This is a genomic window from Cellulomonas sp. SLBN-39, assembly GCF_006715865.1.
In the GTDB taxonomy this organism is placed as follows: domain Bacteria; phylum Actinomycetota; class Actinomycetes; order Actinomycetales; family Cellulomonadaceae; genus Cellulomonas.
In genome coordinates this window covers 1,037,032-1,048,626 of record NZ_VFOA01000001.1, presented here as the reverse complement: position 1 = coordinate 1,048,626, position 11,595 = coordinate 1,037,032, and the positions used below count along the sequence as shown (strand labels likewise).

13 protein-coding genes and 2 tRNA genes are annotated in these 11,595 nt (G+C 75.1%); 5 read left to right on the top strand and 10 right to left on the bottom strand.

The window, feature by feature from the left end; translation table 11 throughout:
- The first annotated feature begins 16 nt into the window (after positions 1-16).
- A tRNA-Ser gene (locus tag FBY24_RS04765) sits at positions 17-109 on the top strand.
- 10 nt (positions 110-119) lie between these two features.
- On the opposite strand, the gene FBY24_RS04760 is transcribed toward FBY24_RS04765, so the two are convergent.
- From FBY24_RS04760 to FBY24_RS04740, 5 genes are all read right to left on the bottom strand, one after another.
- Positions 120-995 carry an alpha/beta hydrolase gene (locus tag FBY24_RS04760; RefSeq protein WP_142158524.1) on the bottom strand — a complete coding sequence of 292 codons (876 nt, stop codon included), beginning with the start codon at positions 993-995 and terminating at the stop codon, positions 120-122.
- Positions 996-1,035: 40 nt separating this feature from the next.
- Entirely contained in the window at positions 1,036-1,782 is a 747-nt protein-coding gene (locus FBY24_RS04755) for a DUF6338 family protein (protein WP_142158522.1), read from the bottom strand.
- 193 nt (positions 1,783-1,975) lie between these two features.
- Positions 1,976-2,776 (bottom strand): amino acid ABC transporter ATP-binding protein, encoded by an 801-nt coding sequence (locus FBY24_RS04750; RefSeq protein ID WP_142158520.1) that lies wholly within the window; start codon positions 2,774-2,776, stop codon positions 1,976-1,978.
- Positions 2,763-3,386 carry an amino acid ABC transporter permease gene (locus tag FBY24_RS04745; RefSeq protein WP_142163178.1) on the bottom strand — a complete coding sequence of 208 codons (624 nt, stop codon included), beginning with the start codon at positions 3,384-3,386 and terminating at the stop codon, positions 2,763-2,765. The genes FBY24_RS04750 and FBY24_RS04745 overlap by 14 nt, the downstream gene beginning before the upstream one ends.
- Before the next feature lie 51 nt (positions 3,387-3,437).
- Positions 3,438-4,259: an amino acid ABC transporter substrate-binding protein gene (locus FBY24_RS04740; protein ID WP_142158518.1), complete on the bottom strand. Its 822-nt coding sequence runs from the start codon at positions 4,257-4,259 to the stop codon at positions 3,438-3,440.
- Positions 4,260-4,532: 273 nt separating this feature from the next.
- On the opposite strand from FBY24_RS04740, the gene FBY24_RS04735 reads away from it, so the two are divergent.
- Positions 4,533-4,835, top strand: coding sequence for a hypothetical protein (locus FBY24_RS04735; protein ID WP_140459456.1), 303 nt, complete (start codon positions 4,533-4,535; stop codon positions 4,833-4,835).
- A gap of 12 nt (positions 4,836-4,847) precedes the next feature.
- Here FBY24_RS04735 and FBY24_RS04730 read toward each other — a convergent pair whose 3' ends face one another.
- Positions 4,848-5,237, bottom strand: a complete 390-nt coding sequence (locus tag FBY24_RS04730; protein WP_140459457.1) for a YchJ family protein — start codon at positions 5,235-5,237, stop codon at positions 4,848-4,850.
- A 60-nt stretch (positions 5,238-5,297) separates the two neighbouring features.
- Between FBY24_RS04730 and FBY24_RS04725 the strand changes: the two genes are divergently transcribed.
- Positions 5,298-6,374, top strand: coding sequence for a hypothetical protein (locus FBY24_RS04725; RefSeq protein WP_142158516.1), 1,077 nt, complete (start codon positions 5,298-5,300; stop codon positions 6,372-6,374).
- Between the two features lie 18 nt (positions 6,375-6,392).
- Here FBY24_RS04725 and FBY24_RS04720 read toward each other — a convergent pair whose 3' ends face one another.
- The 4 genes from FBY24_RS04720 to FBY24_RS04705 are packed head-to-tail and all read right to left on the bottom strand — an operon-like array spanning position 6,393 to position 9,898.
- Positions 6,393-7,658 (bottom strand): aminotransferase class III-fold pyridoxal phosphate-dependent enzyme, encoded by a 1,266-nt coding sequence (locus FBY24_RS04720; protein WP_142158513.1) that lies wholly within the window; start codon positions 7,656-7,658, stop codon positions 6,393-6,395.
- Positions 7,659-7,666: 8 nt separating this feature from the next.
- Positions 7,667-8,455, bottom strand: a complete 789-nt coding sequence (locus FBY24_RS04715; RefSeq protein WP_142158511.1) for a hypothetical protein — start codon at positions 8,453-8,455, stop codon at positions 7,667-7,669.
- Positions 8,445-9,083 carry a TetR/AcrR family transcriptional regulator gene (locus FBY24_RS04710; protein ID WP_160158429.1) on the bottom strand — a complete coding sequence of 213 codons (639 nt, stop codon included), beginning with the start codon at positions 9,081-9,083 and terminating at the stop codon, positions 8,445-8,447. Before FBY24_RS04710 ends, FBY24_RS04715 begins: the two co-directional genes overlap by 11 nt.
- Positions 9,080-9,898 carry an SDR family oxidoreductase gene (locus FBY24_RS04705; protein ID WP_142158507.1) on the bottom strand — a complete coding sequence of 273 codons (819 nt, stop codon included), beginning with the start codon at positions 9,896-9,898 and terminating at the stop codon, positions 9,080-9,082. The genes FBY24_RS04710 and FBY24_RS04705 overlap by 4 nt, the downstream gene beginning before the upstream one ends.
- A gap of 196 nt (positions 9,899-10,094) precedes the next feature.
- On the opposite strand from FBY24_RS04705, the gene FBY24_RS04700 reads away from it, so the two are divergent.
- Together FBY24_RS04700 and FBY24_RS04695 are read left to right on the top strand one after the other, a co-directional pair.
- Positions 10,095-11,363, top strand: coding sequence for a threonine/serine exporter ThrE family protein (locus tag FBY24_RS04700; protein ID WP_142158505.1), 1,269 nt, complete (start codon positions 10,095-10,097; stop codon positions 11,361-11,363).
- Positions 11,364-11,440: 77 nt separating this feature from the next.
- Positions 11,441-11,530: transfer RNA gene (locus FBY24_RS04695), tRNA-Ser, on the top strand.
- The last annotated feature ends 65 nt before the right edge of the window (positions 11,531-11,595 follow it).

The window sequence follows — 11,595 nt, the reverse complement described above, 5'->3', positions numbered from 1 at the left end:
AGGGTCCCGCGAGCCAGGAGGGCTGGCTGAGCGGCCGAAAGCGACGGTCTTGAAAACCGTTAGTGCGGTGACCCCGTACTCAAGGGTTCGAATCCCTTGCCCTCCGCCACACCCCGCGATCACGCCGTCGCGGTGCGCAGGAAGGCGTCGACGACGTCGAGGGTCGCCGGTGCCCAGAACCCGCCGGTGCCGTGGCCCGCGCCGGTCAGCCGGTAGAGGGTCACGCGGTGGCCGGCGTCGCGCAGGGCGTCGTGCAGCAGCACGCTGTGCCCGAACGGCACGACGTCGTCGGCGTCGCCGTGCAGGATCAGCAGCGGCGGCAGCGTGACCTCGGACGCGGGGCGCACGTGCGTCATCGGCGTGGCCGCGGCCGCGCGGTCGGGGTAGTCCCGCACGTCGACGCCGCCGAGCAGCAGGCCCTCGGGGCTGTCGGGGGCGGTGTGCGCGGTGCTCGTCGGGTCGGGGTCGAGGTGGGCGATGTCGGTGGGGCCGGACAGGTCGACGACGGCGCGCAGGCCGAGCGGCTCGGGGGTCGGCTCGTCGGAGTACGCAGGGTCGCCGTCGGTGAGCATGGTCATCACCGCGGTGTGGCCGCCGGAGGAGTCGCCGGCCAGGACCATCCACGCGGGGTCGACGCGGTAGGTGGTGGCGTGCTCGCGCAGGAACCGCACGGCGCTGCGGGCGTCCTGGACCTGGGCGGGGAAGGGTGCGACCACCGACGGCCGGTGCTCGACGACCGCGACGACGTACCCGCGGCGGGCGAGCTCGCCGAGCTCGAGGAGCGTGCGTCCGAGCATCTGCTCGCGCCAGCCGGAGCCCTGCACGTACACGACCGTGGGGAACGTGGCGGGGGAGTCCTCGTCCTCCAGCGGCGGCCACAGCACCTGCAGGTGCAGGGTGCGACCGGACCGCTCGGCGTAGGGGACGCCGAGGTGGACGACGCCGCGCGCGTGCGGGGCGCTGCCGTCGAGGGTGGGGAGCTGCGCTGCTGCCATGGGGCGATCCTGCCGGGTCCGTCCGGCGTGGTGCCGCGGTTCAGCCGCGCGGCGTGCCCTCCGGCCCGGTGGGGTGCACGGCGTTGCCGTCGGCGTCGAGGTACTCCACGACCACGAACTGGGCGCGCCCGCGCGGCACGACGACGGAGTCCCACACGCCGGGCAGCTCGGTCCACACCAGCGGTGCGCCGGCCGCGGCCGGGGCCGCCCAGCGCAGCGGGTGGCCGAGCAGGATCTCCGGGGCCCCGTCGGTCTCCCCGGCGTCGGAGCCGCGGTGCAGGCCCTTGAGGTGCGTGCCGTCGTCGAGCGCCACCCACAGCCACGTGCGGGCGCCCGCGGGGACCTCGGTCGTGGTCGCGCGCCGCATCGCGTGGATGCCGGTCAGGCGCTGCCGGGTGCTGGTCGGGGTGTCGTCCTGGCCGCCCGGCCGGGACGCGCGCCGGTGCGCCGTGGCGGCCTCGACCTGGTCGGCGCCGACGGCCAGACCGCAGGCGAGGCCCACGACGAGCAGCACGAAGACCGCGACCTGCCGGTAGTGCTCGCCCCCGTACGACGGCTCCGTCAGCCAGCGCCCGACGTCGGGCAGCCACGGGACGACCTCCGCCAGGGCGCCGACGACGACGAGCGAGGCGCCGGTGAGCACGAGGCTGGCCAGCGCGATCCCCGCGGTCTCCCGGAAGGCGGTCTCGCGCCGGGCGGGGTGCCGCCGCTCGCGGCGTGCCCGGTAGACCAGCCCGGGGGTGACCAGGCCGAGCAGCGCGACCAGACCACCCCAGGACTCGGGCATCAGGCGCCGCCGCCCCCGCCGTAGCCCATCGGGTCCACGGTCCCGTCGTGCTGCGCGTCCTTCGCGGCGACCTGGACGGCCTCGTCCAGGTCGTCGAACGACTTCTTCCTGTCCGGCATGGCCGACCCCCCGGTGCGCGACGTCCTGGACGTCCGCATGCTCCTCCGGGTGCCGGTGCGGTGTCCAGGCTCCGTCAGAACGGGTGCAGGAGGCGCCGGACGAACTGGCGGGTCCGCTCCTCGACGGGCTCGCGGAGCACCTGGTCGGGCGGGCCCTGCTCCAGCACCCGGCCCTGGTCGACGAACACCACGGTGTCCGCGACCTCGCGGGCGAACTGCAGCTCGTGGGTGACGATCACCATCGTCCAGCCCTCGCGTGCGAGCTCGAGGATGAGGCCGAGGACCTCGCCGACGAGCTCGGGGTCGAGCGCGGACGTCGGCTCGTCGAAGAGCAGCAGGTCGGGGTGCAGGGCCAGGGCGCGGACGATGCCGACGCGCTGCTGCTGCCCGCCGGAGAGCTGGGCCGGGTAGGCGTCGCGCTTGTCGGCCAGCCCGACGCGCGCGAGGAGGGCCTCGGCCTCGGCGACGGCCTCCGCGGCGGGCCGCTTCTGCACGACGACGGGACCCTCGGTGACGTTCTGCAGCACCGTCCGGTGCGGGAAGAGGTTGTGCTGCTGGAACACCATCCCGGACCGGTCGCGCAGCGCGTGCACGGCACGTCGCGGCGGGCGGGTCGCGAAGTCGACGCGGGGCCCGCCGGACATCGCGACGACGCCGGCGTCGGGGGTCTCCAGGCCGTTGAGGCAGCGCAGCAGGGTCGTCTTGCCGGAGCCGGACGCGCCGATGACGGCGACGACGTCGCCGCGGTGCACGGTCAGGTCGACGCCGTCGAGCACCTGCGTGCTGCCGAAGGCCTTGCGCACCCCGGTGACGGTGAGCAGCGGCTCGTCCGCCGTCGGGGCGTCCTCGACGGGGTGGTCCTCAGGTCGCGACATGACGCTCCAGCCTCGTCTCGAGCCGGCCCTGCACCGCGGACAGCGCCAGGCAGATCACCCAGTACAGGGCCGCGGCCTGCACGTACAGGGCCATGAACTCCTGGCTGAACGCGGCGATCTGCTGGGCCTCGCGGAACAGCTCGGTCACCAGGATGAGCGAGGCGAGCGAGGTGTCCTTGACCAGGGAGATGAACGTGTTGGACAGCGGCGGCACGGACACCCGGGCGGCCTGCGGGAGGATCACGCGCACCAGCGCCGTGCGGTGCGACATGCCGACGACGTACGCGGCCTCCCACTGCCCGCGGGGCACCGAGAGGATCGCGGCGCGCACGATCTCCGCGGCGTACCCGCCGACGTTGATGGAGAACGCGATGACGGCGCTCGGCCACGGGTCGATGAGCAGACCGATCGACGGCAGCCCGTAGAAGATCACGAAGAGCTGCACCAGCAGCGGCGTGCCCCGGACCACGGACACGTAGGCGCGCGCGGGCCAGGACACGACCCGCCGCCGCGACAGCCGCATGAGCGCCACGGCCACGGCGATCACCATCCCGCCCGCGAACGACACGAGCGCGAGCGGGATGGTGCCGCGGACGGCGCCGCTGATCATCGGCAGCAGCGACGACGCCGCCAGCCCCCAGTCCGGTGCCTCCACTGTCGGCTACTCCTGGGTGACGTCGGCGCCGAAGTACGTCTGCGAGATCTCCGCGAGCGTGCCGTCCTCGGCGAGCGAGGCCAAGGCCTCGTCGACCGCGTCGGCCAGCTCCTGCGAGCCGGCGGCGAACGCGAACGCCTGGCGCGACACGTCCTCGGTCTCGGCGGCGACCTTCAGGCCGTCACCGCCGGTCTGCGTCTCGTGGTCGAGGAACGTCAGCTCGTCGTTGATCGTCGCGGCGACCCGCCCCTGCTGCACGAGGGCGACGGCCTGCGCCCAGCCCTCGACGGCCTCGACGTTCGCCCCGGACTCCTCGGCGAGCGTGTACCAGTTGCTCGTCAGCGACTGCGCGGTGGTCTTGCCGTCCAGGTCGGCGAACGACGTGATCGACGTGTCGTCCTCGGGCACCACGACGACGCCGCGGCTGAAGGTGTACGGCGCGGAGAACGTGTACGCCTCCTCGCGCTCGGGCGTGATGGAGACCTGGTTGGCGATCGCGTCGAAGCGGCCCGACTCCAGGCCCGCGAAGATCGCGTCCCACTGGGTCTCCTCGAACTGCGCCTCGACGCCGAGCTCGGCGGCCACGGCACGCGCGATCTCGACGTCGAAGCCGGTCAGCTCGCCCGAGCCGTCCTCGTGGTACGAGAACGGGCGGTACGTGCCCTCGGTGCCGAAGACGATGACGCCCGCCTCCTGCACGGAGGTCAGGGAGTCGTCCTGCCCGCCCGAGGTGGCGGTCGGGGCGGCCTCGTCGGCGGTGGAGCAGGCGGCCAGGCCGAGCGCGAGGGTGCTGGCGGCGAGCAGGGCAGGGATCAGACGGCGACGCATGGGAGTCCTTCGCTGGGTGGTGCGGGAGTCTGCCACGGGTGGTGGCGGGGGGCTCGTCGAGGGACGAGGGGCCGGACGGGCGCGTCAGGGGACGCGGGGTCGGGCGGGGGCCGGCGCGGGAGCGCTCAGCGACGACAGCAGCGGCGACACGCGACGGTGGTCGCGTGGTGCACGGGCGCGCTGGTCATGGCCCGATGCCAGCACGTCTCGCGCCCGGTTCCCGCATCCGTCTCACGATGCGGGACGCCGCGCGGCGGGTGGCAGGCTGGGCGCGTGCCGTCGTACCGCGTGACCGCCGCGATCGGCCTCCTGCGACCCGGCACCGCCGCCCCCGACGTGCTCCCCGCCGCCGTCGACGCCGCCCGCCCCGGCGCGACCGTCGAGTCCTTCGACCTCGGCGTCGTCCGCGGCCAGGCCCGCGTCACCGTGCGCTTCGAGGTCCCCGGCGACGGGCAGGCCCGCAAGGTCGCCTGGGCCGTGCTCAGCCGCCTCGACGAGCTCGCCGAGACCACCGACGGCAGCCTCACCCGTCGCTACGGCAACCGCTGGCTGCCCACCCGGGCACCCCGGCACTGACCGACCGGTCGGTCAGCGACCGTCCACGGCCCCGTCGACGTAGAGCCACGCACCGCGCTCCCGGACGAACCGGCTCACCTCGTGCAACGACCCCGGCCCGTCCGGGTGCCGGTAGAACGCACGGAACTCCACCACGCCGTGGTCGTCCGTCGGCCCGCCCGCCCGCGTCATCACCACGTCGAGCCGGTACCAGCGCAGGTCCGGGTCGGGCGTCAGGTCCGCCGGCCGCGTCGACGGGTGCCACGTGCGGCCCAGGTAGTCCGCGTCACCCACCGCGAACGCGCTGTAGCGCGAGCGCATGAGCTGCTCCGCCGTGCCCGCCGCCACCCGCCCCGCGTGCAGCGGCCCGCAGCACTCCGCGTACGGCAGACCGCTCAGGCAGGGGCAGCGGCTCGGGTCCATGCCCCGATCATGCCCGCGCGCCGGGGCGCCCCGCCGCCCGTGCTCGGGCACGCTGGGGCGATGGGTGCCTGGGAGGACGCCGTCGACGACCTGTACGGCGGCCCGCTCGGCGACTTCGTGGCCCGCCGCGACGCCGCCGCCCGCGCCGCGCGCACCGCCGGCGACCGCGACCTCGCCGCCCGCATCGCCGCCCTGCGCAAGCCCACCGTCGCCGCCTGGGCCGTCAACCTCCTCGTCCGCGACGACCCCTCGCTCGCCGACCAGGTCCGCGCCGTCGGCGAGGGCCTGCGCGAGGCCGAGCGCACCCTCGACGGCCCCGCGCTGCGCGAGCTCACCACCCAGCGCCGCAAGCTCGTCGCCGGCCTCGCCCAGCAGGCCCGCCGGCTCGCGTCCGCCGCCGGGCAGAAGGTCTCCGACGCGGCCGCGCAGGAGGTCGAGCGCACCCTTACCGCGGCCCTCCTCGACCCCGCAGCCGCGCAGGCCGTCACCTCCGGCGCCCTGACCCACGCCCAGGAGCACGTCGGCTTCGGCGCGAGCCCTCACGGCACGGGCTCCGACGGCACGGGCTCCGACGGCGCTGCCGAGCAGGACGTCGACGTCGCGTCGCCTGGTCGCCGGTCCGGCACCGAGGGCACCACCACGTCCGACGACGACGCCCCACCCGCCGCCGACGGCCCCGCCGGACGACCCGCAACCCCTCGGAGCGGCGACGCCACCACCCGCCGCGCCGAGCAGGAGCGCCTCCGGGCCGCACGCGACCGGGAACGCGCCGAGCGCGAGCGCGCCCGCGCCGCCGAGGCCCTCGCCGCCGCCGAGGACACCCTCGCGCAGGCCCGCACCCGGTACGACGACGCCGCCCGCGCCGACCAGGACGCCCGCCGGGACCTCGAGGACGCGCAGCGCGCCTCCGAGGAGGCCTACCGCGCCGAGGAGGACCTGGTCCGCGCGCTCGCGGACGTCCGCCGCCGCCTCGCCGAGGCCCGCTCCGCGCTGCCGCGCGCCGACGAGCGCCTCGTCACCGCCCAGCAGCACGCCCGCCAGCAGGAGAAGGCCGTCCGCGTCGCGCAGCGCACCCTGGACCGCGCCACCTCCGCCGCCGACCGCGCCCGCGACCGCGTCGACGGCCCGGAGGGCTAGCGGCGGTGCTGTCAGGCGTCACACCCTCACGGGCAGGGGGCGGTCGGCGCGGACGGCGGTGAAGGCCTCGTGGGCGATCTCGACGGTGCGGTCGACGTCGGCCTCGGTGAGGGCGGCGTTGACGAAGTGGTTGTGGTGGGAGGTGAGGAAGGCGCCGCGGCGGACCATCTGGGCGATCCACGCCTGGTGCAGGCCGAGGGAGTCGTCGTCGGCGAGGCGCAGGTAGAACAGGGCGGGCTCGCCGGACGCGACGAGCGTGAAGCCGTGCTCGCGGGCCGCGCTGACGAGGCCGTCGGTGAGACGGGTGCCGAGGGCGCGGAACCGGGTGGTGGCGTCGGTGTCGCGCAGCTTGGTGATGGTGGCGATCCCGGCGGCGAAGGGCACGGCGCTCATCCAGTACGAGCCGGTGTACGTCAGGGACGAGACGGCGTCCTTGAGGGAGTCCTTGCCGCACAGCGCGGACACGTTGTAGCCGTTGGCGAGGGCCTTGCAGAAGCAGATGAGGTCGGCCTCGAACCCGTAGAAGTGGTCGGAGCCGGCGATGTCGAGGCGCCAGCCGGCGCGCACGTCGTCGACGACGAGGACGACGCCGTGCTCGTCGCACAGACGCCGCACGCCCTGCCAGAACCCGGGGTCGGGCAGCACGTTGTCGACGAAGTTGCCGTGCATGTACGGCTGGGCGACCAGGCCCGCGATCTGCCCGCGGTGCTCGGAGAACAGGCGGCGCAGCGCGGCCAGGTCGTTCCACGGCGCGTGCAGCACGTGCGCGACGTCCTCCTCGAGCACCCCGGGGTAGTCGAGCTTCTGCGCCCAGGGCGCGACCCCGTGGTAGTACCCGCCGAACAGCACGATCTTCTTGCGACGGGTCGCGGCGCGCGCCGTCATGACCGCGAGGGTGGTGGTGTCGCCGCCGTTCTTCGCGAAGAACGCCCAGTCGGCGCTGGCCACGGTGTCGACGAGCAGCTCGGCGAAGTCGACCATGACGGTCGACGGGATGGTCACGACGTCCTCGAGCTTCGCCTGGGCCTGCGCGGCGGCGTCGACGTCGGGGTCGTGGTACCCGAGGACGTTGGGGCCGTAGCCGCACATGTAGTCGATGAACTCGTTGCCGTCGACGTCCCAGAACCGCGAGCCCTCGGCGCGCGCCGAGAACAGCGGGAACGCCTCGCGGGGCACGTACACGCCCTCCGACGGGCCCTGGTGGCCGTAGATGCCGGACGGGATGACGCGGGTGGCGCGGGCGAACGCGGCCCGGCTCTTCTCGTACGTGTAGGGCGTGGTCATGGCGGCGCTCACTCTCCGAGGTAGTGGCCGGCGCGGTCGAGGATCCGCGAGACGTTGTCGACGAGGGGGATGTAGCCGCGCATCGCGAGCGAGCCGTCGCAGATGCACGCCATGGCCGACGACCGGCCGGTGAGCACGTCGCCCGCGACGCCGAGGTCGGCGAACCGCAGCGCGGCCCGCGGCGGGCCGGTCGGCGACGGGTCGACGACGAGGTGGTGGTCGCGGGCCACGAGCCGGTAGCGCAGCTCGTCGCCGACCTCGAGGTCCACGGCGCCGTCGGCCATGTGCGCGGCGGAGTACCGGCCGGAGCGGTCCTCGTTGCCGACCACGGCGATCGCGGCGACGGCGACCGTCAGCGTCAGCAGGGTCGACGCGCGGGCGAACGCGGGGTCGGCGAGGTCGTCGGGCGTGGGGCGCAGGTACCGGGCGAGCAGCGCGCTCATCGGCACGAACACGCGGGTGAGGAAGCCCAGGCCGGCCGGGCTGCCGATCGGCACGGGCTGCGCGGTGCCGGCGACGACGCCGTTGAGGTGCTCGGGGGAGACGGTCAGCAGCGTGACGCGGCGGGCGCGACGGGCCTGCGCGGCGGCGTCCGCCCCGGGCGCGACACCGTCTGCCCGGAAGGTCAGCGTCAGGCTCGGCCCGCCGCGCGCGACGACGCGCAGCACCACCGGGGCGCGCAGCCCGTTCAGCAGGGCCTGCGCGTCGGGCGCGAGGTCCACGAGCGCGGGGATCGCGCCGAGCACGGCGTGCGCGTTGACGTGCGCGCTCACGCGGGGGTCCAGGTCAGTGAGCACGGTCGTCTCCTTCGGGTGCGGGCGTGGGGTCGGCCAGGCCGGCGAGCAGGTCGGCGTGCAGGGCCGCGGCGCGGCGGGCGGCGGCGTCGTCGCGGTCGGCCAGCCACGTCGTGGTCAGCCCGTCGAGGGTGACGACGAGCATGCGGGCGGCGTCGGCGGGCGGGACGCGCCACGTGCACCCGGTCACGGCGGCGGCGTGCGCGAGCGTCTCGGCGGCGACGTCGTAGTAGGTGACGTACTGCGGCACGGGCGCGGCGTCGCCCCGGCGCAGGCTGTGCACGAACAGGTCGAGCAGCGCGGTCTCGCGCGCCGGGTCCGCGGCGAGCAGGTCGAGGTACCCCTCGAACCCGGTGCGCAGCAGGTGCGCGAGGGCGTCGCGGCCCGTCGCGCCGGGCGGCACGTGCGCGTGCTGCACGGCGATCCGCTCGGTGTCGGTGACGTGCGCGATCACCGCGTCGAGCAGCGCCTCACGGGTGCCGAAGGCGTAGTGCAGCTGGCCCAGCGGGATGCCGGCCTCGGTGGTCACGGCCCGCGTCGAGGCGCCGGCGACGCCGTCGCGGGCGATCACGCGCACCGCGGCCTCGACGAGCTGGGCGCGCCGCTCCTCGACGCTCCGGCGCGCGGTCACGGCGTCCCGTCCCCGACGGGCACGGGTGCCTCGCGCGGCGCGGACGCACCGGTCAGGCGCGCCGTCACCGTGAGCACGAGCCGGCGCGGCAGCCGCGGCGTGAGCACGGACGTCACGCGGTTGCGCCACCCGACCACCGCGGTCGGCCGCGGGCCCCGGCCGCGGGCGGCGCGCATCGTGACGTCGACGACCTGCTCGACCGTGACGACCTGTCCGACCTTGAACCGGTCGGTGCCCGCGACCTGGAAGAACTCGGTGTCCGCCGGCCCGGGGCACAGGCACACGACCGTGAGCGCCGTGCCGCGGGTCTCGGCCCAGACCGCCTCGGTCAGCGACGTCACGTACGCCTTGCTCGCGGCGTAGACGGCCAGCCCCGGCACCGGCTGGAACGACGCGGTGCTGGACACGTTGACGAGCAGGCCCGCGGGCGAGGCCAGCAGCGACGGCAGCAGCAGGCGCGTCAGCACGGTCAGCGCCCGGACGTTGACGTCCACCTCCTCGGCGATGCGTGCGGGGTCCTCGTCGACGAGGTTCTCCGCGGTGCCGAACCCGGCGGCGTTGACCAGGACGTCGGGGGACAGGTGCCCGACCGCCTCGGCGACCCGGGCGGCCCCGGCGGGGTCCGCGAGGTCGACGGCGACGACGTGCGCGGCCACCCCGTGCGCGGCCCGCAGCTCGTCGGCGAGGGCCTCCAGCCGGTCCGCGCGGCGCGCGACCAGCACGACGTCGTGGTCCTGGGCAGCCAGGGCCCGGGCGATCCCGGCGCCGAGGCCCGAGCTGGCGCCGGTGACGACGGCGGTGCGGCGTGCGGTCACGGTCTCTCCCCGTCCGACAATCTTGGTCGATCGACCAAGTGGGCCCACGGTCCCGCACCGCCCCCGCCCGCGGCAAGGGTGACCGGCGAGAGTTCACGGGCCGGAAACGCGGGACGTGACGCGTCTCGCACCGCGCCGGGCCCGGGGTGGGGCCGACGTCCTGCCGCCGGGCTGCGGGCGGCGCCATGATGGGCCCGTGCCCAGGACACCGGACGACGACGAGCTCGAGCTCATCCGACGCTCGGGCACGGTGCTGCGCGTCGGACGGCTCAGCCTGTCCGCCGGCACCGGCTCCTACCGCGTCAAGGCCTCCATGGCCCGCGTGGCCCGCGCGCTCGGCATCGAGCGGCACGAGGCGCACGTGACCCTCACGGAGATCACCACGACCTCGCACCGCGGCCGCTCGTTCCGCACCGAGGTCACCGAGTCCCGCACCGTCGGCGTCAACACCGACCGCCTCGCCGAGCTCGAGCTGCTCGCCCAGCGCGTCGAGGCGCAGGCGCCCGTCACGGTCGAGCAGGTCAGCGCCGAGATCGACCGCATCGCCGCCAAGCCGCCCCTGTACCCGGTGGTGCTCAACGGCCTGTGGGCGGCCATCGCCTGCGCGGCGTTCGCGTTCCTCAACAACGGCGGGCCCATCGAGGTGCTCGGTGCGTTCGTCGGCGCCGGCCTCGGCCAGGCCCTGCGCCGCACGCTGCTGCACCGCGGGCTCAACCAGTTCGGCGTCACCATGCTCGCCGCGACGCTGTCGGCCACCGCGTACCTGGGCTTCGTCCAGGTGCTCCACGCCGTCGGCGCCACCGGTGGTGTCCACGAGACCGGGTACGTCGCCGCGGCCCTCTTCCTCGTCCCTGGCTTCCCGCTCGTCACCGGCGCCCTCGACCTCGCCCGCCTCGACTTCTCCGCCGGGGTCGCCCGCCTGACCTGGGCGGTCATGATCTTCGTGTCCGCGGCCTTCGCCGTCTGGGCCGTGTCCATCGTCGTCGGGCTGCGCCCCGACCCGCCGATGCCGATCGAGATCGCCCCCGGCCCGCTGCTGGCCCTGCGGCTGCTCGCGTCGTTCGTCGGCGTGCTCGGCTTCGCCCTGATGTTCAACAGCCCGTGGCGCATGGCCCTCGTCGCCGCCGGCGTCGCCGCCGTGCCCAACGTGCTGCGGATCGTCGCCGTGGTCGACCTGGCCTGGCCCCCGCAGGCATCCGCCGCCGTCGCGGCGTTCCTCGTCGGCCTGCTCGCCGCGTGGATCGCCCCCCGGCTGAACATCCCGCGGATCACCGTCTACGTCCCCGCCGTGACGATCATGGTGCCCGGCGTCCCCGCGTACCGGGCCGTCTACCACCTGTCCAACGGCGACGTGACGCAGGCCCTCGAGTACGGCGTCCAGGCCGCGCTCATCGTCACCGCGCTGTCCGTCGGCCTCGCCGTCGCCCGCATGGTCACCGACCGCGAGTGGGGCTTCGAGCACTGAGCGCGACCGCCGCCACGACGCGCCCCGCAGACACTTTGGTCGCACCGCCCGTAGGCCGGTACCCTGACGCCGTACTTGGAGACGTCGCATAGCCAGGTCTAGTGCGCGGCCCTGCTAAGGCCGTGAAGGGGTCAACCCTTCCGTGGGTTCAAATCCCACCGTCTCCGCCGTGTGATGTCGCAGGACATCGGCAACAGGCCGGACCCTCAGGGGGCCGGCCTGTTGTGGTGTT

Excerpts from the sequence above, each read along its gene's own strand:
- FBY24_RS04760 (WP_142158524.1), bottom strand. The coding sequence starts at position 995 with ATGGCAGCAGCGCAGCTCCCCACCCTCGACGGCAGCGCCCCGCACGCG.
- FBY24_RS04755 (WP_142158522.1), bottom strand. The coding sequence starts at position 1,782 with ATGCCCGAGTCCTGGGGTGGTCTGGTCGCGCTGCTCGGCCTGGTCACC.
- FBY24_RS04750 (WP_142158520.1), bottom strand. The coding sequence starts at position 2,776 with ATGTCGCGACCTGAGGACCACCCCGTCGAGGACGCCCCGACGGCGGAC.
- FBY24_RS04745 (WP_142163178.1), bottom strand. The coding sequence starts at position 3,386 with ATGATCAGCGGCGCCGTCCGCGGCACCATCCCGCTCGCGCTCGTGTCG.
- FBY24_RS04740 (WP_142158518.1), bottom strand. The coding sequence starts at position 4,259 with ATGCGTCGCCGTCTGATCCCTGCCCTGCTCGCCGCCAGCACCCTCGCG.
- FBY24_RS04730 (WP_140459457.1), bottom strand. The coding sequence starts at position 5,237 with ATGGACCCGAGCCGCTGCCCCTGCCTGAGCGGTCTGCCGTACGCGGAG.
- FBY24_RS04725 (WP_142158516.1), top strand. The coding sequence starts at position 5,298 with ATGGGTGCCTGGGAGGACGCCGTCGACGACCTGTACGGCGGCCCGCTC.
- FBY24_RS04720 (WP_142158513.1), bottom strand. The coding sequence starts at position 7,658 with ATGACCACGCCCTACACGTACGAGAAGAGCCGGGCCGCGTTCGCCCGC.